This window comes from Rhizobium sp. C4, assembly GCF_021026315.1.
GTDB lineage: Bacteria > Pseudomonadota > Alphaproteobacteria > Rhizobiales > Rhizobiaceae > Ensifer_A.
In genome coordinates this window covers 214,411-239,309 of the sequence record NZ_JAJNCX010000001.1, presented here as the reverse complement: position 1 = coordinate 239,309, position 24,899 = coordinate 214,411, and the positions used below count along the sequence as shown (strand labels likewise).

The following is a 24,899-nucleotide window of genomic DNA, read 5'->3' as shown; positions in this document are numbered from 1 at the left end:
CCGATGCGCATCCTGCTCACCAATGATGACGGCATTCACGCTCCGGGGCTCGCCGCCCTGGAGCGCATTGCCCGCACACTGACGGACGACGTCTGGATCGTTGCGCCGGAAACCGACCAGAGCGGGCTTGCGCATTCGCTGACGCTGAACGACCCGCTGCGCCTGCGCAAGGTGTCCGACCAGCGCTTCGCCTTGCGCGGCACGCCGACTGATTGTGTCATCATGGGTATTCAGGAAGTGATGGAGGGCAAGCCGGATCTCGTCCTGTCCGGCGTCAACTCCGGGGCCAACATGGCCGATGACGTGACCTATTCCGGCACCGTTGCCGGTGCCATGGAAGGCGCGCTGCAGGGCGTGCGTTCGATCGCGCTGTCTCAGGCCTACATCTTCGACGGCGAGCGGAAGGTTCCGTGGGACGTTGCGGAGACGCATGCGCCCGCACTTCTCGACAAGCTGATCGGCGTCGAACTGCCGGCTTTCAGCTTCCTGAACGTCAATTTCCCGAATTGCCGGCCGGAAGAGGTCAAGGGCATCGAGGTGACGAATCAGGGCAAGCTCACCTTCGGCCTCCTGGCCGAACAGCGTCGCGACGGCCGCGGCTTCCCCTATTACTGGCTGAAGTTCGACGGCCGGAAATCCGACCTGAAGACGGGGACGGATGTGAATGCACTCGCCGAGGGCCGCATTTCGGTGACGCCGCTGATGCTGGACCTGACCGATTATGCAGCGCAGAATGCGCTGAAGACCGCGCTTTCTCTGGAGTAGCTCTTTGGAACCCGGACTTGGCGATAGGGAAGAGTTTGCAGCGCTGGTCATGCGGCTGCGGTCGGATGGCATTTCCAATGCCAGCCTCTTCAATGCGATCGAGCAGGTCCCGCGCGGCCTCTTCGTGCCGCCGACCTTTGCCCGCGAGGCCTGGTCGCGGCACTCGATCCCGATCGAATGCGGTGCCTTTGCAGAAGGCGTCGATCTCGCTGCCAAGGTGGTGCATTTCCTGAACCTGCATCCCGATCATCGCGTTCTCGAAATCGGCACGGGTAGCGGCTACACCGCAAGCCTCATGGGCAAGCTGTGCCAGCGCGTCCTGACGGTCGATCGTTACCGGACGCTGGTCGAAAACGCCCATGGCCGCTTCGGCAAGATCGGCGGCGGCAACATCTTTTCCCGTCAGGCCGACGGCATGAACGGGCTGCCGGGCGAGGGCACGTTCGACCGCATTCTCGTCACCGCAGCCTTCACGACAATGCCGCGAATCTTCGCCGAGCAGGTCGTTCCGGGTGGCGAAATGCTGGCGCCGATGATTCTCGAAGATGGCCGCTGCGTGATGATCCGCTTCACCAAGGTGGGTGTCCGCTTCGAGCGGACGGAACTCTTTGAAGTGCCTTATCTGCCGCTGGAACCGCATATGGCGAGCGCTCTCTGAAGCGCCTGTCCGGGCAGGGCAACCAGCCGGCAGGATTGGCAAATCACGAAAAATAGTGACCTCCTGATACGCCGCCTTAACCCTGCGGTAACCCTAACGCGCTTTAATGGCTTCACGAGAGTTTCTTGTAGAGACGGGGCCAGTAATGCGTAACAGAATTGCGTCAGCGTACAAAAATCCGGCAGTTCGGTTCATTGCGATTGCTTTGTTGGCCGGCACTGCGGCCGGTTGCAGTTCCGATGCGACCCGCTTTGACAGTTTCTATCATTCTGCCGACAACATGAGCACCGGGTCGATCCAGGGCTCTGGTGGCAACGGTCGGGTTCCGACCCCGAGCGCCGATGTGGCCTCTGCCGGCAACCTGCCGCCGCGCTCGGATCTTTCCGATCCGATGAGCCAGCCGCTTCCTCCGGCCCAGAACGCGCAGTACGGCTCGCCGCTGCCGGTTTCGTCGAATGCCCGTGTCGTATCGAGCTCGCCCGTTCAATCCGCGGCTCTCGGTGCGCCTCTGCCGCCGGCTGCGCCTGCCGCCTCTGCGCCGGTTCGTCAGGCTGCCAACACGACTGTGCCTGCCAAGAGCAGCAGCAATATTCGCATGATCAAGGGGCCCGATCCGATCTCGACGGGTACGACGCCGGCGTCTCAGCCTGCCGCGCCGTCGAAGCAGGTCGCGGCAATCGAGCCGCAGTCTGCAGGGCAGGCAAAGGTGGCGCAGGCCCCGACGAAGATCCCTGTTCCCACCAAGGGCCCCCATCAGGAAGCCGTTCTGCCGTCTGCGCCTCAGGCCGAGAAGAAGAAGGTTGCGACCGCAGAGGCCAAGGATGGCGCCAAGGGTGCAACGCATAAGGTTGCCTCGGGCGAGAGCCTGATTGCCATCGCCAAGAAGAATGGCGTCACCGTGGAAGCGCTGCGCGCCGCCAATGGCCTGACGAGCAACGCCGTCCGCGCCGGCCAGGAACTCAAGATCCCGGCTTCTGCCCAGAAGGTCGCCGAAAAGCCCGCGACCGAAAAAGTCACCGCCGACGACATGACGACGGCCTCCGTCTCGCAGAAGCCCGACGCGCCGCTGAAGCCGAAGGCAACGCAGCCGGCTGCTGCTGCCGCCGCGGCGCCTGCCGAATCGAAGGACAGTGTTTCTTCGGCTACAGGCAACCAGGTTGCCTCCACGGCACCCGCTGAAACCGGCATCGGCAAGTATCGCTGGCCGGCAACCGGCGCAGTCATTGCCGCCTATGGCGCCAATGTCGAAGGCCAGCGCAACGACGGTATCGACATCTCCGTGCCGGAAGGCACCCCGGTCAAGGCTGCTGAAAATGGCGTTGTCATCTATGCCGGCAATGGTCTTGAAAAGCTCGGCAATACGGTTCTGATCCGCCACTCCGACGGCAAGGTCACGGTCTACGCCCATCTCAAGAGCATCGACGTCAATCGCGGTGACAAGGTCAATCGCGGTCAGGTGGTCGCCGACTCAGGGATGTCCGGCAACGCCTCGCGGCCGAAGCTGCACTTCGAAGTCCGCAAGAACTCGGCTCCGATCAACCCGATGTCCTTCCTGGAATAGTCCGACTTTCCCCGCAGAGTATTGCGTATCGGGGACTGCGTGAAGGGGCCGGCGGCAACGTCGGCCCCTTTGCCGTTTCGGGACATGTTGCGGAGCCTTTCGATTTGCTGAGAGCGGGGTTCTGAGGCCCGAAAACAATGAAGCCGCCAGGTGGGGGACCTGGCGGCTTGTCAGATGGGCGCTAATTGGGGGCTGCGCCCGAGGCTTTCGCCTCAATCGGCAGCGGTTTCGGTTGGGGGCATCCGCTGCACGAGATCCATAATGGCGACAAATGCATGAATTTAGGTAAACCTAATCTGCAAAATTTCGCATATACGAAGAGGTATGTATTCGCGCACCCGGCAATTCATCGCGAGGGGCAGCTTCCCTCTGGGCGAGTGATGTTCTATGAGAAACCCGGACCAATCTCCTCAGCCTATAGGGAAAAGAACATGACTGCCATTGTTGACATTATCGGCCGCGAGATCCTCGACAGCCGTGGCAACCCGACTGTCGAAGTCGACGTCATCCTTGAGGATGGCAGCATGGGCCGCGCGGCAGTTCCGTCGGGTGCATCCACGGGCGCTCACGAAGCCGTGGAGCTTCGCGATGGTGGCAAGCGCTATCTCGGCAAGGGCGTTGAAAAGGCAGTCGCTGCGGTCAACGGCGAAATCTTCGACGCCATCGGCGGCATGGACGCCGAAGACCAGATCGCTCTCGACCAGGCCATGATCGAACTCGACGGCACGCCGAACAAGAGCCGCATCGGCGCAAACGCCATCCTCGGGGTGTCGCTGGCTGCTGCCAAGGCTGCTGCTGACGCCGCTGGCCTGCCGCTCTATCGCTACGTGGGTGGCGCCGGCTCGTGCCTCCTGCCGGTTCCGATGATGAACATCATCAATGGCGGCGTACATGCCGACAACCCGATCGACTTCCAGGAATTCATGATCATGCCGGTGGGTGCTGAAAACATCCGCGAAGCCGTCCGCATGGGCTCGGAAGTCTTCCATACCCTGAAGAAGGAACTGGCAGCCCAGGGCCACAACACCAACGTTGGTGACGAAGGCGGCTTTGCACCGGGCCTCGAAAGCGCACCGGCTGCCCTCGACTTCATCATGAAGTCGATCGAAAAGGCCGGCTACAAGCCGGGCGACGACATGTTCATCGGCCTCGACTGCGCCTCGACCGAGTTCTTCAAGAACGGCAACTACGTTTACGAAGGCGAAGGCAAGACCCGCAGCCCGGCCGAGCAGGCCCACTATCTTGCTGACCTCGTGGCCCGCTACCCGATCATCTCGATCGAAGACGGCATGTCTGAAGACGACTGGGAAGGCTGGAAGATCCTGACCGATCTCGTCGGCGCCAAGTGCCAGTTGGTCGGCGACGACCTGTTCGTCACCAACTCGGCACGCCTGCGCGACGGTATCAAGATGGGTGTTGCCAACTCGATCCTCGTCAAGGTCAACCAGATCGGTTCCCTCTCCGAGACGCTCGACGCCGTCGAAACCGCCCACAAGGCCGGCTACACCGCCGTCATGTCGCACCGCTCCGGCGAAACGGAAGATTCGACCATTGCCGATCTCGCCGTCGCCACCAACTGCGGTCAGATCAAGACCGGCTCGCTCGCCCGTTCGGACCGGCTCGCGAAGTACAACCAGCTCATCCGCATCGAGGAAGGTCTCGGCAGCCAGGCAAAGTATGCCGGCCGCTCGATCCTGAAGGCCTGAGCTGCCTGAGGGCCGTATGGCCCTCCATAACGATACATGAAGAGGCTGCGGCATCCCTGCTGCAGCCTTTTTCGTTTCCGCTCTGGCGTGGTCAACAGAGCGTTAATCTCTGCGTTCTAATGTGTCTCTCAAAGAGTATCGCGTCACGGGTAATTCGATGTTGACCAAGCAGTACAGGAAGCGGCGGTTCGGCCGTTTCGTCTTGCCGGCGATTACGGCTGCATTCCTGGCCTATTTCGGCTATCATTCCGTCCATGGCGAGTTTGGACTGAAGGCGACCGAGAAGTTCCTCCAGCAAAAAGCCGAGAGGCAGCAGAAGCTTGCGACCCTGCAGGTGAAGCGCAAGGCGCTGGAGCGGCAGGTTTCGGCGCTCAGCGACGGCTCGATACAGAAGGATATGCTGGACGAGGAGGCGCGTGCGCAGCTCAATATGTCCCGCCCCGATGAGATCGTTATCTTTCACTGATTTCGGCAATATAACCGAAATCGGATTAATTTGATTTTTGCGTTATATTTCAAATACTTCCAATAGATGCTAGCTATGCGTTTAGGGCATTGCTGTTTTTCCTGACTTTGCCTATGGTGGTGGCCAAGGAAAAACATCAAGCCTGGGGAGGTTACTGCATGGCTCCGCGTAAACCCGCGTCTGCTGCTGCCCGCAAGTCCGCCAAAGCCGACGCTGCGGAAAAGATTTCCGAATTCAACAAGGAACAGGAACTCGCCGCCTACCGCGAGATGCTGCTCATTCGCCGCTTCGAAGAAAAGGCCGGCCAGCTTTATGGCATGGGCTTCATCGGCGGGTTCTGTCACCTCTATATCGGCCAGGAAGCTGTCGTTGTCGGCATGCAGATGGCGCTGAAGGAAGGCGATCAGGTCATCACCGGCTATCGTGATCACGGCCACATGCTGGCCTGCGGCATGAGCGCCCGTGGCGTCATGGCCGAGCTGACCGGTCGCGAAGGCGGTCTTTCCAAGGGGAAGGGCGGCTCGATGCACATGTTCTCCAAGGAAAAGAACTTCTACGGCGGTCACGGCATCGTCGGCGCACAGGTATCGCTCGGCACCGGCCTCGGCTTTGCCAACCACTACCGTGGCAATGACAACGTCTCGCTCGCCTATTTCGGCGACGGCGCTGCCAACCAGGGTCAGGTTTATGAGAGCTTCAACATGGCCGCTCTCTGGAAGCTCCCGGTGATCTACATCATCGAGAACAACCGCTACGCCATGGGTACTGCCGTATCGCGTGCCTCCTCGCAGACGGACTTCTCCCAGCGTGGTGCCTCCATCGGCATCCCGGGCCTCAAGGTCGACGGCATGGATGTTCGCGCCGTCAAGGCCGCAGCGGATTACGCTGTCGAGCATTGCCGCTCCGGCAACGGCCCGATCATCCTGGAAATGCAGACCTATCGTTACCGTGGTCACTCCATGTCTGACCCGGCCAAGTATCGTTCGAAGGACGAAGTGCAGAAGATGCGCTCCGAGCATGACCCGATCGAACAGGTCAAGGCGCGCCTGATCGAGAAGGGCTGGGCCACGGAAGATTCGCTCAAGGACATCGACAAGGAAGTCCGCGAGATCGTCGCCGATGCTGCCGATTTCGCCCAGGCAAATCCCGAGCCGGCCGTATCGGAACTCTATACCGATATCCTGCTTTGACAGCGGGCTCCGCCTTCGGGAGTGAAGGCGGAGCTTTCGCATGCCGCGCGCCGCGATATGCTGGCGCTGATCAAGAATTTTAAGGCCGAGCGCCTGAAACGAATTGGGTGAGGACCATGCCGATTGACATCCTGATGCCTGCACTGTCTCCGACGATGGAGGAAGGCACGCTCTCCAAGTGGCTGAAAAAGGAAGGCGACAAGGTCGTCTCCGGCGACGTGATCGCCGAAATCGAAACCGACAAGGCAACCATGGAAGTGGAAGCTGTCGATGAAGGCGTGATCGGCAAGCTGCTGGTCGCCGCCGGCACCGAAAACGTCAAGGTCAACGCGCCGATCGCAGTTCTGCTGCAGGAGGGCGAAAGCGCCTCCGACATCGGTTCCGCCGCGCCGAAGGCTGCGCCTGCTGCCGAGCCCGCTCCTGCGGCGGCACCGGCTCCTGCGCCTGCTGCATCCGCTCCCGTTCCGGCCGCGCCGAAGACGGAAGCCGCTTCCGATCCGGCAATCCCGGCCGGCACCGAAATGGTGACGATCACGGTGCGCGAAGCGCTCCGCGACGCCATGGCCGAAGAAATGCGCGCCAACCCGGACGTCTTCGTCATGGGTGAGGAAGTCGCCGAATATCAGGGCGCCTACAAGGTAACCCAGGGCCTCCTGCAGGAATTCGGCCCGAAGCGCGTCATCGACACGCCGATCACTGAGCACGGCTTTGCCGGCATCGGCGTCGGCGCTGCGATGGCCGGCCTTCGTCCGATCGTCGAATTCATGACCTTCAACTTCGCCATGCAGGCGATCGACCAGATCGTCAACTCGGCCGCCAAGACGCTCTACATGTCGGGTGGCCAGATGGGCGCTCCGATCGTGTTCCGCGGCCCGAACGGTGCTGCCGCTCGTGTGGCTGCCCAGCACAGCCAGGATTACGCAGCCTGGTACAGCCACATTCCGGGTCTCAAGGTCATCCAGCCCTACACGGCAGCCGACTTCAAGGGCCTGCTCAAGGCGGCGATCCGCGACCCGAACCCGGTCATCTTCCTCGAAAACGAAATCCTCTACGGCCAGACCTTCGAAGTGCCGAAGCTGGACGATTTCGTCCTGCCGATCGGCAAGGCCCGCATTCACCGTGCCGGTAACGATGTCACGCTGGTATCGTGGGGCATCGGCATGACCTATGCCGTCAAGGCCGTGGACGAACTGACCAAGCTCGGCATCGATGTCGAACTCATCGACCTGCGCACCATCCGTCCGATGGACCTGCCGGCGATCATCGAATCGGTCAAGAAGACCGGCCGTCTCGTCACCGTCGAGGAAGGCTATCCGCAGTCATCCGTCGGTGACTTCATCGCCAACCGCGTCAGCCGCGAAGCGTTCGACTATCTCGACGCCCCGGTCATCACGATTGCCGGCAAGGACGTGCCGATGCCGTATGCGGCCAACCTTGAAAAGCTGGCTCTGCCGAATGTCGGCGAAGTTATCGATGCCGTGAAGGCCGTTTGCTACAAATAAGGGGAGGGCGAGGACATGCCGATCAATATCACGATGCCGGCCCTTTCGCCGACCATGGAAGAGGGCAACCTCTCCAAGTGGCTGGTCAAGGAAGGCGACACGATCAAGTCCGGCGATGTCATCGCCGAAATCGAAACCGACAAGGCGACGATGGAAGTCGAAGCCGTCGATGAAGGCACGATCGCCAAGATCGTCGTTCCCGCCGGCACGGAAGGCGTCAAGGTCAACAGCCTGATCGCCATCCTGGCCGCTGAAGGCGAAGACGTGAAGGCCGCTGCTGCCGGTGGTGCATCCGCTGCCCCGGCACCGAAGGCTGAAACGGCGCCCGCCGCTGCTGCACCTGCCGCCGCACCGGCTCCGGCTGCTGCTGCGCCCGCCGCAGCTCCTGCCGCCGCCGTCTCTTCGGCTGCACCTGCCGGCAACCGGCCGTTCTCCTCGCCGCTGGCACGCCGCCTGGCGAAGGAAGCCGGTCTCGACATCGCTGCCATTTCCGGTACCGGCCCACATGGCCGCGTCGTCAAGTCTGACGTCGAGAAGGCTGTTTCGTCCGGCACCGGCAAGGCCGCACCTGCCGCCGCTGCTGCTCCGGCCGCCGCACCCGCTGCTGCAGCATCCGCCGCGCCGCTCGCCAAGCAGGCTTCGGAAGAGGCCGTTCTCAAGCTGTTCGAGCCGGGCTCCTACGAGCTCGTGCCGCATGACGGCATGCGCAAGACGATTGCCAAGCGCCTCGTCGAATCCAAGCAGACGATCCCGCATTTCTATGTGACGGTCGATTGCGAACTCGACGCGCTTCTCGAACTGCGCGCCCAGCTCAACCATGCGGCCCCCCGCAAGGATGACCGCGCAGCCTACAAGCTCTCGGTCAACGACATGATCATCAAGGCGCTGGCTCTGGCGCTGCGCGACGTTCCGGACGCCAACGTGTCCTGGACCGATACCAACATGGTCAAGCACAAGCACGCCGATGTCGGCGTTGCCGTCTCGATCCCCGGTGGCCTGATCACGCCGATCATCCGTCGCGCCGAAGAGAAGAGCCTGTCCACCATCTCCAACGAGATGAAGGACTATGGCAAGCGCGCCAAGGAACGGAAGCTGAAGCCCGAGGAATATCAGGGCGGCACGACCGCCGTGTCCAACATGGGCATGATGGGCGTCAAGCACTTCGCAGCCGTCGTCAACCCGCCGCATGCGACCATCCTCGCAGTCGGCGCAGGCGAACAGCGCGTCGTCGTCAAGAACGGCGAAATGGTCATCGCTCAGGTCATGACGGTGACGCTCTCCACCGACCATCGCTGCGTCGATGGTGCGCTGGGTGCCGAACTGCTCGGAGCCTTCAAGGCCTACATCGAAAACCCGATGTCGATGCTGGTTTGATCAGCGCGAACCTGCCGAAACGCAGACGTGACTTTGCATTGTGTTGGCCCCATTTATAGAGGGGCCAACAACGCAAGGACGAGGTGAGTGGCGATGACGAAGGAACCCGGTGACATGATCCTGCCGATGCTGCGCGAAATGCGCAAGGAGACGCGGGAGGGATTTGAGGAGGTCCGCAACGAGTTTGTGGATGTCCGGAAGCGTCTCGACAAGCTGGATGAGGGGCAGAAGAATTTTCGCAATGCTCTTTCAGCTGACAGTCTGATGTCCAAATTTGTCATCGGCGACTTTGAGGAGCGGCTTGCCGCTCTGGAGCGCAAGTTCGACGATATCATGAAGGCGAAGTGATCAGCACATGAAAACCATCCTCGCCTATGGAGACAGCCTGACCTGGGGTCATGATGCGGAACGACTGGGCCGTCATGCCCATGAGGACCGTTGGCCCTCGGTCCTGCAAAAGGCTCTCGGCCATGGCGTCCGCGTGATCCCGGAAGGGTTGGGTGGTCGCACGACGGCCTATGAAGATCAGTTGGCCGATTGCGACCGCAATGGCGCGCGCATCCTGCCGACGCTGCTTCATACGCATGCGCCGATCGATCTTGTGATCCTGATGCTCGGCACGAACGACTTGAAGCCTTCCGTCGTTGGCACCGCCCATGGCGCAGCCAAGGGTGTGGCCCGTCTCGTCCAGCTCATTCGCTATCACGCCTGGCCGTTTGAATACGAGACGCCGGAAATCCTGATCGTCTCGCCGCCGCATGTGCGCGAGACGGCGAACTCTGACTATGCGGCCGCCTTCGCGGGCGCAGTGGAACAGTCGAAGATGCTCGCGACCTTCTATCGCGACATGGCAGACGAAATGGGCTGCGGCTTTTTCGATTCGGCCTCGGTTGCCGTCGCGACGCCGGTCGATGGCGTCCATCTGGATGCCGAGAATACACGGGCCATCGGACGGGCATTGGAGCCCATCGTCCGCATGCAGCTCGGGATGTGAATGAGGGGAGTTGATCAGGGTCAAGGAAGAGATCGGCGTTGCGGGTAGCCTGACAGTGTCAAACGTTTCTGAAGGGGATCGGACATGTCGAACACACCGCACGAACTGCACGAGGAATTCCCGGAATATGCCGCCAAGATCCGCCATCTGCGCGAGATTGACGGCCACTTCTATCGCATCTCGAACGAGTATCACGAGGTGAACCGGGCCATACATCGCGCCGAGACCGATATCGAACCTGCTGATGACTTCCATGTGGCTGAGATGCGCAAGAAGCGCATGCAGCTGAAAGATGAAATCTACGCGATGCTGGTGGGCCACGAACAGGTCGAACCCATCGTCTGAGGTGGGCGGACATCCGCTCCCTTGAAAAAAAGAGGAGTGGAGACGCCCATGTCGAATGCTTATGATCTCATTGTTATCGGCTCCGGCCCCGGCGGCTATATCGCCGCCATCCGGGCTTCCCAGCTGGGGCTGAAGGTCGCCGTGGTCGAGCGCGAGCATCTGGCCGGCATCTGCTCCAACTGGGGCTGCATCCCGACCAAGGCGCTGCTGCGGACCGCCGATGTGATGCACACGGCAAGCCATGCCAAGGATTACGGTCTTGTGCTGGAAGGCACGATGAAGCCGGACATCAAGGCAATCGTTGCCCGCTCGCGCGGCATTGCCGCCCGCATGAACAACGGCGTCGGCTTCCTGTTCAAGAAGAACAAGGTCGACATCATCTGGGGTGAAGCCAAGATCACCAAGCCGGGCGAGATCGTCGTCGGCAAGAGCGCCAAGCCGGTGGTTCAGCCGCAGGGTCCGGTTCCGAAGAACACGCTGGGCGAGGGCACCTATACCGCCAAGCATATCATCATCGCGACCGGCGCCCGCCCGCGTGCACTGCCCGGCATCGAACCCGATGGCAAGCTGATCTGGACCTATTTCGAGGCGATGAAGCCGGAAGAAATGCCCAAATCCCTACTCGTCATGGGCTCGGGCGCCATCGGTATCGAATTCGCCAGCTTCTACCGCACCATGGGCGTCGATGTGACCGTCGTCGAAATCATGAAGCAGGTTATGCCGGTCGAGGACGAGGAAATCTCCGTCTTCGCCAAGAAGCAGCTCGAAAAGCAGGGCATGAAGATCATGCTCGAAGCGAAGGTCGCCAAGGTCGACAAGGGTGCAAACTCCGTCACCGCCACGATCGAGAAGAAGGACGGCTCGGTTGAGAAGATCACCGCCGACCGCATGATCTCCGCCGTTGGCGTTCAGGCCAATATCGAAGGCATCGGCCTTGAGGCCGTCGGCGTGAAGACTGATCGCGGCTTCATCGTCATCGACGGCTACGGCAATACGAACGTGCCTGGAATCTACGCCATCGGCGACGTTGCAGGCCCGCCGATGCTCGCCCACAAGGCCGAGCACGAAGCGGTCATCTGCGTCGAGAAGATTGCAGGCGTGCCGAACGTTCACCCGATGGACAAGAACAAGATCCCCGGCTGCACCTATTGCAATCCGCAGGTAGCCTCTGTCGGGCTCACGGAAGCCAAGGCGAAGGCCGAAGGACGCGACATCCGCGTCGGCCGCTTCAACTTCGCCGCCAACGGCAAGGCCGTGGCGCTCGGCGAAGACCAGGGCCTGATCAAGACCATCTTCGACAAGAAGACGGGCGAGCTGATCGGCGCGCACATGGTCGGTGCGGAAGTCACTGAACTCATCCAGGGCTTCGTGGTCGCCATGAACCTCGAGACGACCGAGGAAGACCTGATGCACACGATCTTCCCGCATCCGACGATCTCGGAAACGATGAAGGAAAGTGTGCTTGACGCCTATGGCAAGGTTCTGAACGCCTGATTTGGAAAGTCGCCGCAAGGTGACATTGGCGAGGGGCTTGGCAAGCTCCGGCTTTGCAACGATAAATGGCTCGGATGGCGGCGGGCTCTTGAACGGGCGCCGCCAGTCCATATGTCAGGCTGGAACAAACTCGGAGAGTAAAGATGCATGATGCATTTCAAGTCGGCTGGTTGATGGCCATCATCATCGGCGGTATCGCAGGCTGGCTCGCTGGCAAGTTCATGAACATGCCGAGCGGCATTTTCATGAATATCATTCTCGGCATCGTCGGCGCGGTTGTCGCCAATGCCGTTCTCGGCGTTTTCGGCATCGTGATCTTCGGTGGCTGGCTCGCCTATCTGATCGCCGGCTTTATCGGCGCCTGCATTCTTCTCTTCGTGGTCAAACTCATCCGGAGCTGATCCGGAAAGGACTGAAATTTCATGGTCACCATTCTCGACAACGTCGCTGGCGATGCAAAGCGCGTCCGCCACCCGGAAAAGGCACACAAGCCGGATACCGAAATCCTGCGCAAGCCGGACTGGATCCGCGTGAAGGCGCCGGTGTCGAAGGGCTATCAGGAAACGCGCGAGCTCGTGCGTTCCCACAATCTGGTGACCGTTTGCGAGGAAGCCGGTTGTCCCAACATTGGCGAATGCTGGGACAAGAAACATGCGACGTTCATGATCATGGGCGAGATCTGCACCCGCGCCTGCGCCTTCTGCAACGTGGCGACCGGCCGTCCGCTGCCGCTTGATCTCGAAGAGCCCGCCAATGTCGCCAAGGCCGTCAAGCAGATGGGCCTCAGCCATGTCGTCATCACCTCCGTGGACCGCGATGACCTGGAGGACGGTGGCGCTGAACATTTCGAAAAGGTGATCTGGGCGATCCGCGAGGCCTCGCCGGCGACGACCATTGAAATCCTGACGCCGGACTTTTTGAAGAAGCCCGGCGCGCTGGAGCGGGTCGTGGCGGCCAAGCCCGATGTCTTCAACCATAATCTCGAAACCGTGCCGGGCAACTATCTGACGGTGCGGCCGGGCGCACGCTATTTCCATTCCATCCGCCTCTTGCAGAGGGTGAAGGAACTCGACCCGACCATGTTCACCAAGTCCGGCATCATGGTGGGCCTCGGCGAAGAGCGCAACGAAGTGCTGCAGCTGATGGACGACCTGCGCACCGCTGACGTCGATTTCATGACCATCGGCCAATATCTCCAGCCGACCCGCAAGCACCACAAGGTGGAAGCTTTCGTGACGCCGGAAGAGTTCAAGGCTTACGAGACGGTCGCCTATTCCAAGGGCTTCCTGATGGTGGCGTCCTCGCCGCTGACTCGCTCGTCGCATCATGCGGGCGATGATTTCGCACGGCTGAAGGCGGCTCGGGAACGGAAGCTTCAGGCGGCGGAATAGGGCGGCTTTGATTTTCGGTTCTTTTTCATGATACGATCCTTCAAGGATAAGCAGACCGAAAAGATATTCGAGAGCGCCAATTCGCGTCGGCTGCCGGCGGAAATTTCGGTTCGGGCTCGGCGAAAGCTGATGTCTTTGCATGCTGCTAATATGCTCGATGATCTCAGGGTGCCGCCGAGCAATCGCCTCGAGCGCCTGAAAGGTGATCGAGAGGGGCAATACTCGATCAGGATCAATGATCAGTGGCGCATCTGCTTCCGGTTCGAGGATGGCGACGCTTTCGACGTCGAAATTTGTGATTATCATTGAGGCGGCCAATGCTTTTCGTTCCGACAGATCCTATTCATCCCGGCGAAATCATCAGGGAAGAGTTCATGGCAGACTATCAACTCACCCAACAGAAGCTGGCGAGCGAGATCGGCATCGAGCAGGATCGCTTGGGCGCGGTTTTGGATGCAGCGGCCGCGCTTGATGCGGACCTGGCGCTGCGGCTCTCTCGTTATTTTTCAAACTCCCCGGAATACTGGCTGAACCTGCAACGAACCTATGATCTGGCCGTTGCGCTCAAGCAGTCGAAGGGGCTGGATGCGATCCGGCCTATTCAGGCGGCCTGAGTTCGAATTGTTGCAGCTTCCGAGTTGATTTTGCCGGTCTTCGACCGTATTTCCCAATCATGCCCCAGTTCGAAACCCGCCGCCCAGTACCGCAATCTCCCGACCAGATGTTCGCGCTTGTCGCGGATGTGGAGCAGTATCCGCAATTCCTGCCGCTTTGCGAGGGCTTGGTCGTCCGCAGCCGCAAGGAGCGTGATGGCAAGGCGTTGCTGGTGGCGGACATGACGGTGGGCTACAAGGCGATCCGCGAGACCTTCACGACGCAGGTTCTGCTGAACCCGGCTGAGCGCGCCATCGACGTCAAATATCTCGACGGGCCATTCCGCTATCTCGACAACCGCTGGCGCTTCAACGCACTGCCGGATGGCGGCTGCGAAGTGCATTTCTTCATCGACTACGAATTCAAAAGCCGTATTCTCGGCGCGGTCATGGGCTCCATGTTCGACCGTGCCTTCCGCATGTTTTCGGAAGCCTTCGAGGCGCGGGCCACAAAGATTTACGCCACGCCCGCCTGACGGCCGCGTGCACGAAAGGGAACGACATGAGCTTCTTCTCCAAAATCGCATCGATCTTCGGCGGCGGCGCATCCTCGGGCGAGGCCAAGGGGGCGGCGAAAGAGCATATGCGCGAGATCGCCGGGCTCCGTGTCTTCGCAACCCCGCAGCGCGAAGGCGCACAGTTCCGTCTGGCCGGTCGCATCGAGAAGGATCAGGACGGCGTGACGCTGACGCGCGAATTCGTTCGCGCAGACCTCTTCTCGACGGAGGACGACGCCGTTGACATCACCTTCCGCAAGGCGGAGCAGATCATCAGCCAGAACGGCAAAGCCCTGTTTGCCGATGGCGCGACGACAGGTCGTGCATAAGGAAATATCACCCTGCGGTGACTTTTCGTCAAACTTAGAAGCACAACGAAAAACGGCGCCACAAGGCGCCGTTTTCCTGTTTGTGGACTGCCTGACGATCAGAGCATGAGGCGGTACTTGGCGAAGCCGTTCTCGCCGGCGCCTGCATCTTCAATCTTCGCGCCCTTAACGTCGCCGGCATACTGCTTGCCCTTCGCGCCCGTTTCGAAGACGGCCGTCGTGCCGGGCATGGCCTTGAAGCGCCAGTTGCCATCGGCGGACGGGTTGATCGTGCCTTCCTGAACGATGTAGCGCACGATTACGTCGCGGTTCGTATCCGGAGCCACGAAGACGATCTTGTCACCCGCGATTTCCGGGAAGTTGCCGCCGCCGCCAGCGCGATAGTTGTTGGTGGCCACGACGAACTTCTGTGCAAGGTCAATCGGCTTGCCCTGGAATTGCAGGTTGACGATACGACCGGCGCTCTCGCCGACCTTCTTGCCGTCCTTGTCATACATGGCCGGCTGCGACAGGTCGATTTCGTAGGTCACGCCGTCGATCACGTCATAGTTATAGGACGGGAAGTCGGGGTTGAGGAGCGGCGCATCCTTTGCGCCTTCCTTGACCTGATTGAACATGCCCGCAGACATTTCCAGCCAGCCCTTGACCTGCGCGCCAGTAATGACGACCGCGCGAACTGTGTTCGGGAACAGGTAGAGGTCGGAGACGTTCTTGATGGCAATGTCACCGGCGGGGACATCCGTGTAGTAGTCTGCGCCGCCACGGCCGCCGGCCTTGAACGGAGCGGCAGCCGAGAGGACCGGAAGATCCTTGTACGGCGTCTCCTTCAGCATGTCCTTGATATACCAGCTCTGTGCGTTGGAAACGATCTGCACGGACGGGTCATCGGCCACGAGGGCGAAATAGGAATAGAGCGGTGCCGAGGTCTTGCCGACCGGCGTGCGGACGTAAGCCAGCGTCGCCTCATGCTCGTCCTTCACCGCCGCGACGATTTCCGGCTTGTCGGTGACATCTGCGACGACCTTCTTGGCATCGTCGCGGTGATAGATCGGGCGCGCCTCGGTCGTGAAATCAACGACCTTCCAGCCCTTGCCGTCCTTTTCGATCAGCAGGTCGATCAGGCCCATATGCGAGCCCCAGAAGCCGCCCATGACGGCGGGCTTGCCGAACAGCGTGCCCTTGACGGCATCGACATCATGCATGCCGTCCCAGGTTTTCGGACCGGGGAAGACGAGATGCTGGTGGCCGGTGAAGACGGCATCAATGCCATCGACGGCGGCAACGTAAAGCGAGGCATTTTCCATGCTGTCGGTCGGCTTGGCCGCATCGATACCAGAGTGCGAAAGCGCGATCACGATATCCGCACCCGCTTCCTTCATCGCCGGCACCCAGGCCTTGGCGGCGGAAACGATGTCACGCGCCATGGCCTTGCCTTCGAGGTTCTTGGCGTCCCAGATCATGATCTGCGGCGGCACGAAGCCGATGAAGCCAACCTTCACGGTGCTTTCATTGCCGGCGCCGTCCTTGATCTTCTTGTCGAGGATCACATAGGGCTTGAAGAAGAGTTCGTCCTGCTTCGGATCTGACGCCAGCTTGCCCTTGGTCAGGTTGGCGCAGACAATCGGGAAATTCGCGCCGCCCAGCACGTTGAACATGAAGTCGAGGCCATAGTTGAACTCGTGGTTCCCGAGCGTGCCGACATCGTATTTCAGCACGTTCATGGCCTTCATGACCGGATGCATGTCGCCGGCCTTCATACCCTTCTTGTAGGCCATGTAGTCGCCCATCGGGTTGCCTTGCAGAAGGTCGCCGTTGTCGATCAGCATCGAGTTGCCGGCTTCGGCACGGATCTTGTCGATGATCGAGGCCGTGCGCGCCAGGCCCATCGTGTCGTTGGGCTTATCCGCATAATAGTCATACGGCATGATGTTCACATGGATGTCGGTCGTTTCCATGATGCGCAGATGCGCCTGGTTTGCGGCCGCGCGCGCTGCAAAGGGATGCAGCATGATCATCGCCGCGCCGGCGGCAGCGCCACCGAGAAGCGAGCGGCGCGTCAGGGTGAATTTCGGGTGTTCGAGCGTCATGGAAGTTCTCCAGTAATTGCGCGGGAGCGGGGTCTTCTGCCCCCGATGGGCGGCGCTTCTTGAAGCGGCGCTGCATCTTGGCGGCGTTTGACGACAGCAAGATGTCAGCAATCGAAAAGTTTGACCAGATGGAAAAACATTAACAATATTCCGAGATCGAAGAGAAAATGTTTCCCTTCGGCTTACAGGCCCGCGTTCGGCCGATCGATGATTTCCCGGAGCGCGAAGGACGAGTTGATCTTCACGACATGGGGCAGGGCGGAGAGCCAGTCGCGGTGGATGCGCTCGTAGTCTTCGAGATCCTTTGCTGCGACCCGGAGAATGTAGTCGTATTCGCCTGACATCAGATAACAGACGACGACATTCGGACAGCGGCGAACGGCTGCCTCGAACTCTGTCAGCGTCTTGGCGAACTGGCCGGACAGTGAGATATGGACGATGACCATCATCTTGTAACCGATCGCCTTGTTGGACAGGCGGGCGTGATAGCCGGAAATGACACCGGACTTCTCCAGAATATCGAGGCGGCGCGAACACGCCGATGCGGACAGTCCGACCCGCTGTGCCAGGTCCGCATTGGAAATTCGGCCGTCCTTCTGAAGCTCCCTCAGAATCGCAGTATCGATCGTATCGAGTTCGGACAACGCAATCTCCTTCGAATTTTTGACACAAAACGCAAGAATATTCGAAAAATGTGTTCTGAGCAAAGTGCATTTGCAAGGACGTTCGACGCGCTTTCTCCTTTAATCGACGCATTATCGACCCGTGTTCAGCGGGCGGAAATACATCGAGAGGAACAAGAATGATCGTCGGCTGTCCCAAGGAAATCAAAAATCACGAGTATCGCGTCGGCCTGACGCCGGGCGCTGCCCGCGAATATGTGGCCCATGGTCACCAGGTGTTGATCGAGAGCGGGGCGGGTGCCGGCATCGGCGCGGATGACGCGGCCTACGAAGCCGTCGGCGCCAAGATTGTTGCGACGGCCGCCGAGATTTTCGCGAAGTCAGACATGGTCGTGAAGGTCAAGGAGCCGCAGCCGCAGGAGTGGGCGCAGCTTCGCGAAGGCCAGATCCTCTACACCTATCTCCACCTCGCGCCCGATCCGGAACAGACAAAGGGCCTTCTGGCCTCCGGCGTCACCGGCGTGGCATACGAAACCGTGACGGATGCCGCAGGCGCGCTGCCGCTTCTCGCTCCGATGTCGGAAGTGGCCGGGCGTCTCTCGATCCAGGCCGGTGCGACAGCGCTGCAGAAAGCCCATGGCGGCCGCGGCGTGCTGCTCGGTGGCGTGCCGGGCGTGCGTCCGGGCAAGGTCGTGGTGATCGGCGGCGGCGTCGTCGGTCTGCATGCGGCGAAGATGGCTGTCGGCCTCGGCGCGGATGTGACCGTGCTCGATCGTTCGCTCCCGCGCCTGCGCCAGCTCGACGACATCTTCCATGGCTCGATCCACACGCTTTACTCCTCGATCGACAATCTCGAGCGTGAAGTCTTCTCGGCCGATCTCGTCGTCGGTGCGGTTCTCATTCCGGGTGCGGCGGCTCCGAAGCTCGTCTCCAAGGCCATGCTCTCCTCGATGAAGCCGGGCTCGGTCATCGTCGACGTCGCCATCGACCAGGGGGGCTGCTTCGAGACGTCGCATGCGACGACTCATTCCGACCCGACCTATGTCGTGGATGGTGTCGTTCACTACTGCGTCGCCAACATGCCGGGCGCGGTGCCATACACGTCGACCCACGCACTCAACAACGCGACTCTCGTCCATGGTTTGGCGCTGGCAGACAAGGGCCTGAAGGCGATTGCCGAGGATCAGCATCTGCGCAATGGCCTGAATGTCCACAGGGGCAAGATCACCAACAAGGCCGTTGCTGAAAGCCTGAGCCTCGACCTCGTTTCGCCGGTCGATGCGCTGAAGGCCGCGTGAACTCGGCTCTTTGATCGACATCATCTATGAAATCGGACCGGCGTCTCCACCTTCCTCTGGAAGTGGACGGCGCCGGTTCCTATATGCGGCTCATCCGACAACGCATTGAACTCCCCGAGAGATTTGGTGGTCCACTTCGGCTCCCTGATTGGAGAGCTATCCCCTGTTGCCGGGTTGCCGGTGTCGGTTGCAGTTGAACCGGTCGACTTCACGAAGTTTTTATCGTGTTTGAATTGCTCTGTGGGCAGTTTGCTTTCGTAACGCCGTATTAAGGAGCAAGCGTCCATGAAACTCGTCATTCTCCATGTGTGTCTTGAAGTTCGCCCTCCTGACACTCTATGTAGGGAATGAGAAATTTCGATGATTCCCGGATCAGCTGCGAAATCCGGACCCAACGTTTGAAGGTAGAAGATGAGCAATCCTGTTGATACCGCAATGGCACTGATCCCGATGGTCGTCGAACAGACCAATCGCGGCGAGCGGTCCTATGACATCTATTCGCGGCTTCTGAAGGAACGCATCATCTTCCTGACGGGCCCGGTCGAAGATCACATGGCGACGCTCGTTTCGGCGCAGTTGCTCTTCCTCGAAGCCGAGAACCCGAAGAAGGAAATCGCGCTCTACATCAATTCGCCGGGTGGCGTCGTCACCGCCGGCATGGCCATCTATGACACGATGCAGTTCATCAAGCCGGCTGTCTCGACGCTCTGCATCGGTCAGGCTGCTTCGATGGGTTCGCTGCTTCTGGCCGCTGGCCACAAGGACATGCGCATTGCCATGCCGAACGCCCGCATCATGGTTCACCAGCCCTCGGGCGGTTTCCAGGGCCAGGCGTCCGACATCGAGCGCCACGCGCGCGACATCCTGAAGATGAAGCGTCGCCTGAACGAAATCTACGTGAAGCACACGGGCCGCACCTACGAAGAAGTCGAAACGGCACTCGACCGCGACAACTTCATGGACGCGCAGGAAGCCAAGAACTGGGGTCTGGTCGATCAGGTCTTCACCTCGCGTGAAGAGATCGAAGGCCCGGCCGGCGCCTGATCAGCTGGGGATTGGCGCCATTCTTGACAAGGATCAAGGCCGGCGTCAGCCTAAGGTGCAGGATATGGAATTAATGCTATGTTGAATTTTTATGACATAGCATTCAGTTGAGAGTGGGGGATTCGTTGCAAGCTGCCGGATAAAGTGATTTGTTCGGATCAGCTAGTACCCCCGGAAACCCTTTCCGATGCGACACGAGGCGCAGATCCAAAGGGTGGAAAAGGTTCCGTGTATTCCCTCAGCGGGTAACGCCGGTATGCTTGGAAGGAAAGTGACATGAGCAAGGTCAGCGGTAGCAGCGGCGGTGACTCGAAGAATACCCTTTATTGCTCTTTCTGCGGCAAGAGCCAGCATGAAGTGCGCAAGCTGATTGCCGGACCAACGGTCTTCATCTGCGACGAGTGCGTCGAACTCTGCATGGACATCATCCGTGAAGAGAACAAGACCTCGATGGTCAAGTCGCGCGATGGCGTGCCGACCCCGCAGGAAATCATCAAGGTCCTGGACGAATACGTCATCGGCCAGCAGCAGGCGAAGCGCATCCTCTCCGTAGCGGTTCACAACCACTACAAGAGGCTGGCGCATGCCTCCAAGAATGGCGATGTGGAACTGGCAAAGTCGAACATCCTTCTGGTCGGCCCGACCGGCTGCGGCAAGACCTATCTTGCCCAGACGCTCGCCCGCATCATCGACGTGCCGTTCACCATGGCGGACGCCACGACGCTGACGGAAGCCGGCTATGTCGGTGAAGACGTCGAAAACATCATTCTGAAGCTGCTTCAGTCTGCGGATTACAATGTCGAGCGCGCCCAGCGCGGCATCGTCTATATCGACGAAGTTGACAAGATCTCCCGCAAGTCGGACAACCCCTCCATCACGAGGGACGTGTCGGGCGAGGGCGTTCAGCAGGCGCTTCTCAAGATCATGGAAGGCACGGTTGCTTCCGTTCCGCCGCAGGGTGGCCGCAAGCATCCCCAGCAGGAATTCCTGCAGGTCGACACGACGAACATCCTGTTCATCTGCGGCGGTGCCTTTGCTGGTCTCGACAAGCTGATTTCGGCCCGTGGCGAGAAGACCTCGATCGGTTTCTCGGCCAGCGTCAAGTCGCCGGAAGATCGCCGCGTCGGCGAAGTTTTGCGCGAACTGGAGCCGGAAGATCTGGTCAAGTTCGGCCTCATCCCGGAATTCATCGGTCGTCTGCCGGTTCTGGCAACGCTCGAAGACCTGGATGAAGATGCACTGATCCAGATCCTGTCCGAGCCGAAGAACGCCCTGATCAAGCAGTATCAGCGCCTTTTCGAGATGGAAGATGTCGAACTGACCTTCCACGAGGACGCCCTGCGCGCCATCGCCAAGCGGGCCATCGTCCGCAAGACCGGTGCCCGCGGCCTTCGTTCGATCATGGAAAAGATCCTGCTCGACACGATGTTCGAGCTGCCGGCCCTGGAAGGTGTCCGCGAAGTGGTCATTTCCGACGACGTGGTCGAAGGCAAGGCACGTCCGCTCTACATCTATTCGGAGCGGAACGAAGAAAAGGCCAACGTATCGGCGTAACCGCCACAATACATCGTATGCAATAGACAAGCCCGGGGCCAAGTCCCGGGCTTTTTTCATGGGTTTAATGTCGTTAAATCGTCGTAATCCGGGTCTTTTTGAGTTGCGTACTATGTAAAGTACCGCGATAGTGAACGCAGAATCCGCGTGGGAATACAGCGTATCGCGGCACCAAGTTGAGAGCCGGCAAGCCTCGCGACAGCGGAACGGGGCAAGGTTGGATCTGAAGGCGGGACAATGGGTGGATACGCGTTGATTGTCTTGAAAAGACATCCGTGAGACTCCACTTAAGGAGCGGTAATGAGAAGCATCGGGGCTCCCCGCCCGATGCGAAGGGTGGCCCAGCTGGGAACCCTATGGAAAGGAACTCACATGACCAAGAAGACGTTGCCTGCAGACAGCATTGCCTATCCGGTACTGCCGCTGCGCGACATTGTCGTCTTTCCGCACATGATCGTGCCGCTCTTCGTCGGCCGTGAAAAGTCCATCCGCGCTCTGGAAGAGGTGATGGGCTCTGATCGCCAGATCATGCTGGTAACCCAGATCAATGCGAGCGACGACGATCCGAAGCCCTCCGCGATCTATACCGTCGGCACGGTTGCCAATGTCCTCCAGCTGCTCAAGCTGCCCGATGGGACCGTCAAGGTTCTGGTCGAGGGCCGCGCACGCGCTGAAATCGATGGCTACACCGAACGCGACGAGTTTTACGAAGCGATGGCGCATGTTCTCTCCGAACCTGCCGAAGATGCCGTCGAGATCGAGGCCCTGTCTCGCTCGGTCGTTTCCGAGTTCGAGAACTATGTGAAGCTGAACAAGAAGATTTCCCCGGAAGTGGTCGGCGCTGCCAGCCAGATCGAGGATTATTCGAAGCTCGCCGACACGGTTGCCTCGCATCTCTCCATCAAGATCACCGAAAAGCAGGAAATGCTCGAAACGGTGAGCGTCAAGACGCGTCTTGAAAAGGCGCTCGGCTTCATGGAAGGCGAAATTTCCGTCCTCCAGGTCGAGAAGCGCATCCGGTCGCGCGTCAAGCGCCAGATGGAAAAGACGCAGCGCGAATATTACCTCAACGAGCAGATGAAGGCGATCCAGAAGGAGCTCGGCGACGGCGAAGACGGCCGTGACGAGATGGCCGAACTGGAAGAGCGCATCAAGAAGACGAAGCTTTCCAAGGAGGCCCGCGAAAAGGCGGATGCCGAGCTGAAGAAGCTGCGCCAGATGAGCCCGATGTCGGCGGAAGCCACCGTCGTGCGCAACTATCTCGACTGGTTGACCGGTCTGCCCTGGGGCAAGCGCTCGAAGGTAAAGGCCGACCTGAACTTTGCCGAGGAAGTGCTCGCCGGCGATCACTTCGGCCTCGACAAGGTCAAGGAACGCATCGTCGAATATCTCGCCGTTCAGGCGCGCTCGAAGAAGATCAAGGGTCCGATCCTTTGCCTCGTCGGCCCGCCCGGCGTCGGCAAGACCTCGCTCGCCCGCTCGATCGCCAAGGCGACCGGCCGCGAATATGTGCGCATGGCACTTGGCGGCGTCCGTGACGAAGCCGAGATCCGTGGTCACCGCCGCACCTATATCGGCTCGATGCCCGGCAAGGTCATCCAGTCGCTGAAGAAGGCGAAGAAGGCCAACCCGCTCTTCCTGCTCGATGAAATCGACAAGATGGGCCAGGACTTCCGCGGCGATCCGTCTTCTGCTCTGCTCGAGGTGCTCGATCCGGAACAGAACGCAACGTTCATGGACCACTATCTGGAAGTCGAATACGACCTTTCGGATGTGATGTTCATCACGACGGCGAACACGCTGAACATCCCTGCGCCCCTCATGGACCGCATGGAGATCATCCGCATCGCCGGCTACACGGAAGATGAGAAGCGGGAAATCGCCCGTCGTCACCTTCTGCCGAAGGCGATCCGCGATCATGCCCTGCAGCCGAGCGAGTTCTCGGTCTCCGACGACGCGCTGATGGCGGTGATCCGCCAGTACACGCGCGAAGCCGGTGTCCGTTCGCTGGAACGCGAGCTGATGAAGCTCGCCCGCAAGGCCGTGACCGAAATCCTCAAGGGCAAGGCGACCTCGATCGAGGTGACCGCCGAGAACGTGTCCGACTATCTTGGCGTTCCGCGCTTCCGCCACGGCGAGGCTGAACGCGAGGATCAGGTCGGTGTTGTCACGGGCCTCGCCTGGACGGAAGTCGGCGGCGAGCTGCTGACGATCGAAGGCGTGATGATGCCGGGTGGCAAGGGCCGCATGACGGTGACCGGCAACCTGAAGGACGTGATGAAGGAATCGATTTCGGCGGCGGCCTCCTATGTCCGCTCGCGCTCCATCGATTTCGGCATCGAGCCCCCGCGCTTCGACAAGGCCGACATCCACGTCCACGTGCCGGAAGGTGCGACGCCGAAGGATGGACCGTCTGCCGGTGTCGCGATGGCAACGGCGATCGTGTCGATCATGACGGGAATTCCGGTTTCGAAGGATGTCGCCATGACTGGCGAAATCACCCTTCGCGGTCGCGTTCTCCCGATTGGTGGCCTGAAGGAAAAGCTGCTTGCGGCACTCCGCGGCGGCATCAAGAAGGTGCTGATCCCGGAAGAAAACGCCAAGGATCTGGCGGATATTCCGGACAACGTGAAGAACGAGATGGAAATCATCCCGGTCTCGCGGATGGGCGAAGTCCTGCAGCACGCGCTGGTTCGCCAGCCCCAGCCGATCGTCTGGGAGCCCAAGCCTGACACAACTGTCGTTGCTGTCGATTCGGGCGAAGAAAGTGGTGTAGGCGTCGCGCATTGACGCGATCCGGCCTCAATTGCGCCGGAATGAACCTGATAAGAACCCGAGGCCGGCAGAAATGCCGGCCTTTTTTAACGAAAACGGCGCGCAAACCCCTGCAAAACAAGGGATTGAGCGCATTTTCGGTTGCGGTGGACGCGCTCCTGCGTATTCTGCCCGCGATGACCAATCGAATCGTTTCATACCAGTAAGAAAGGGGTGGAAACATGAACAAGAACGAGCTCGTATCCGCAGTTGCGGAAAAGGCTGGCCTGTCCAAGACCGATGCTGCATCGGCTGTTGACGCTGTGTTCGAAGCAATCCAGGGCGAACTGAAGAATGGCGGCGACGTCCGTCTCGTTGGCTTCGGCAATTTCTCGGTTACCCGCCGCGAAGCTTCCACCGGCCGCAACCCGTCCACGGGCGCTGAAGTTGCCATCCCGGCCCGCAACGTGCCGAAGTTCTCGGCCGGCAAGGGTCTGAAGGACGCCGTCAACTAAGATCGGCTTTCTGCCTGCCACCCGCCAGTTTCGACTGGAACAGGCAAGCAAGAGTTTTGAGACCCGGTGCGTTCGTCGCACCGGGTCTTTTTGTATCTT

General features: G+C 60.2%; 25 protein-coding genes. 23 read left to right on the top strand and 2 right to left on the bottom strand.

The window, feature by feature from the left end; translation table 11 throughout:
- Positions 1 to 3 precede the first annotated feature (3 nt).
- The 18 genes from surE (at position 4) to LQK84_RS01030 (ending at position 14,925) form a co-directional block, all read left to right on the top strand.
- Positions 4 to 765, top strand: a complete 762-nt coding sequence (surE, locus tag LQK84_RS01115) for a 5'/3'-nucleotidase SurE (protein WP_230826760.1) — start codon at positions 4 to 6, stop codon at positions 763 to 765.
- A 4-nt stretch (positions 766 to 769) separates the two neighbouring features.
- The gene (locus LQK84_RS01110; protein WP_230826759.1) at positions 770 to 1,423 is read left to right on the top strand and encodes a protein-L-isoaspartate(D-aspartate) O-methyltransferase; all 654 of its coding nucleotides are present in this window, start codon (positions 770 to 772) and stop codon (positions 1,421 to 1,423) included.
- Between the two features lie 208 nt (positions 1,424 to 1,631).
- Positions 1,632 to 2,984, top strand: a complete 1,353-nt coding sequence (locus LQK84_RS01105) for a peptidoglycan DD-metalloendopeptidase family protein (protein ID WP_230826758.1) — start codon at positions 1,632 to 1,634, stop codon at positions 2,982 to 2,984.
- A 431-nt stretch (positions 2,985 to 3,415) separates the two neighbouring features.
- A complete protein-coding gene (gene eno / locus LQK84_RS01100; protein WP_230826757.1) occupies positions 3,416 to 4,690 on the top strand; it encodes a phosphopyruvate hydratase in 1,275 nt (424 codons plus the stop codon).
- A gap of 157 nt (positions 4,691 to 4,847) precedes the next feature.
- Complete coding sequence (locus tag LQK84_RS01095; RefSeq protein WP_230826756.1) at positions 4,848 to 5,156, top strand: FtsB family cell division protein; 309 nt, start codon at positions 4,848 to 4,850, stop codon at positions 5,154 to 5,156.
- 158 nt (positions 5,157 to 5,314) lie between these two features.
- A complete protein-coding gene (pdhA, locus tag LQK84_RS01090; RefSeq protein ID WP_230826755.1) occupies positions 5,315 to 6,346 on the top strand; it encodes a pyruvate dehydrogenase (acetyl-transferring) E1 component subunit alpha in 1,032 nt (343 codons plus the stop codon).
- A gap of 116 nt (positions 6,347 to 6,462) precedes the next feature.
- A complete protein-coding gene (locus tag LQK84_RS01085; RefSeq protein WP_230826754.1) occupies positions 6,463 to 7,848 on the top strand; it encodes a pyruvate dehydrogenase complex E1 component subunit beta in 1,386 nt (461 codons plus the stop codon).
- A gap of 15 nt (positions 7,849 to 7,863) precedes the next feature.
- Positions 7,864 to 9,222: a pyruvate dehydrogenase complex dihydrolipoamide acetyltransferase gene (locus LQK84_RS01080; RefSeq protein WP_230826753.1), complete on the top strand. Its 1,359-nt coding sequence runs from the start codon at positions 7,864 to 7,866 to the stop codon at positions 9,220 to 9,222.
- Between the two features lie 93 nt (positions 9,223 to 9,315).
- A complete protein-coding gene (locus LQK84_RS01075; RefSeq protein WP_230826752.1) occupies positions 9,316 to 9,570 on the top strand; it encodes a hypothetical protein in 255 nt (84 codons plus the stop codon).
- A gap of 7 nt (positions 9,571 to 9,577) precedes the next feature.
- Positions 9,578 to 10,216 (top strand): SGNH/GDSL hydrolase family protein, encoded by a 639-nt coding sequence (locus LQK84_RS01070; RefSeq protein ID WP_230826751.1) that lies wholly within the window; start codon positions 9,578 to 9,580, stop codon positions 10,214 to 10,216.
- Positions 10,217 to 10,300: 84 nt separating this feature from the next.
- Positions 10,301 to 10,561 (top strand): YdcH family protein, encoded by a 261-nt coding sequence (locus LQK84_RS01065; RefSeq protein ID WP_230826750.1) that lies wholly within the window; start codon positions 10,301 to 10,303, stop codon positions 10,559 to 10,561.
- Between the two features lie 48 nt (positions 10,562 to 10,609).
- Positions 10,610 to 12,055 carry a dihydrolipoyl dehydrogenase gene (gene lpdA / locus LQK84_RS01060; RefSeq protein ID WP_230826749.1) on the top strand — a complete coding sequence of 482 codons (1,446 nt, stop codon included), beginning with the start codon at positions 10,610 to 10,612 and terminating at the stop codon, positions 12,053 to 12,055.
- Positions 12,056 to 12,198: 143 nt separating this feature from the next.
- Positions 12,199 to 12,456 (top strand): GlsB/YeaQ/YmgE family stress response membrane protein, encoded by a 258-nt coding sequence (locus LQK84_RS01055; RefSeq protein WP_112627472.1) that lies wholly within the window; start codon positions 12,199 to 12,201, stop codon positions 12,454 to 12,456.
- Between the two features lie 21 nt (positions 12,457 to 12,477).
- A complete protein-coding gene (gene lipA, locus LQK84_RS01050) occupies positions 12,478 to 13,446 on the top strand; it encodes a lipoyl synthase (protein ID WP_230826748.1) in 969 nt (322 codons plus the stop codon).
- A gap of 27 nt (positions 13,447 to 13,473) precedes the next feature.
- On the top strand, positions 13,474 to 13,755 hold the full coding sequence (locus LQK84_RS01045) for a type II toxin-antitoxin system RelE/ParE family toxin (RefSeq protein ID WP_230826747.1): 282 nt from the start codon (positions 13,474 to 13,476) through the stop codon (positions 13,753 to 13,755).
- Positions 13,756 to 13,763: 8 nt separating this feature from the next.
- A complete protein-coding gene (locus LQK84_RS01040; protein WP_269071699.1) occupies positions 13,764 to 14,060 on the top strand; it encodes a HigA family addiction module antitoxin in 297 nt (98 codons plus the stop codon).
- A gap of 59 nt (positions 14,061 to 14,119) precedes the next feature.
- A complete protein-coding gene (locus LQK84_RS01035; RefSeq protein WP_230826745.1) occupies positions 14,120 to 14,575 on the top strand; it encodes a type II toxin-antitoxin system RatA family toxin in 456 nt (151 codons plus the stop codon).
- Positions 14,576 to 14,601: 26 nt separating this feature from the next.
- Complete coding sequence (locus tag LQK84_RS01030; RefSeq protein ID WP_230826744.1) at positions 14,602 to 14,925, top strand: HlyU family transcriptional regulator; 324 nt, start codon at positions 14,602 to 14,604, stop codon at positions 14,923 to 14,925.
- A gap of 98 nt (positions 14,926 to 15,023) precedes the next feature.
- On the opposite strand, the gene LQK84_RS01025 is transcribed toward LQK84_RS01030, so the two are convergent.
- Together LQK84_RS01025 and LQK84_RS01020 are read right to left on the bottom strand one after the other, a co-directional pair.
- On the bottom strand, positions 15,024 to 17,012 hold the full coding sequence (locus tag LQK84_RS01025) for a bifunctional 2',3'-cyclic-nucleotide 2'-phosphodiesterase/3'-nucleotidase (protein ID WP_230826743.1): 1,989 nt from the start codon (positions 17,010 to 17,012) through the stop codon (positions 15,024 to 15,026).
- Between the two features lie 182 nt (positions 17,013 to 17,194).
- Positions 17,195 to 17,656 (bottom strand): Lrp/AsnC family transcriptional regulator, encoded by a 462-nt coding sequence (locus tag LQK84_RS01020; RefSeq protein WP_230826742.1) that lies wholly within the window; start codon positions 17,654 to 17,656, stop codon positions 17,195 to 17,197.
- A 158-nt stretch (positions 17,657 to 17,814) separates the two neighbouring features.
- Here LQK84_RS01020 and ald point away from each other — a divergent pair, with 158 nt between their 5' ends.
- From ald to hupB, 5 genes are all read left to right on the top strand, one after another.
- Entirely contained in the window at positions 17,815 to 18,933 is a 1,119-nt protein-coding gene (ald, locus tag LQK84_RS01015) for an alanine dehydrogenase (RefSeq protein WP_230826741.1), read from the top strand.
- A gap of 411 nt (positions 18,934 to 19,344) precedes the next feature.
- Positions 19,345 to 19,977 carry an ATP-dependent Clp endopeptidase proteolytic subunit ClpP gene (gene clpP / locus LQK84_RS01010; RefSeq protein WP_230826740.1) on the top strand — a complete coding sequence of 211 codons (633 nt, stop codon included), beginning with the start codon at positions 19,345 to 19,347 and terminating at the stop codon, positions 19,975 to 19,977.
- Between the two features lie 276 nt (positions 19,978 to 20,253).
- On the top strand, positions 20,254 to 21,531 hold the full coding sequence (clpX, locus tag LQK84_RS01005; RefSeq protein ID WP_230826739.1) for an ATP-dependent Clp protease ATP-binding subunit ClpX: 1,278 nt from the start codon (positions 20,254 to 20,256) through the stop codon (positions 21,529 to 21,531).
- A gap of 372 nt (positions 21,532 to 21,903) precedes the next feature.
- Positions 21,904 to 24,321, top strand: coding sequence for an endopeptidase La (lon, locus tag LQK84_RS01000; RefSeq protein ID WP_230826738.1), 2,418 nt, complete (start codon positions 21,904 to 21,906; stop codon positions 24,319 to 24,321).
- 206 nt (positions 24,322 to 24,527) lie between these two features.
- A complete protein-coding gene (gene hupB / locus LQK84_RS00995; protein WP_230826737.1) occupies positions 24,528 to 24,800 on the top strand; it encodes a DNA-binding protein HupB in 273 nt (90 codons plus the stop codon).
- Positions 24,801 to 24,899: the final 99 nt, after the last annotated feature.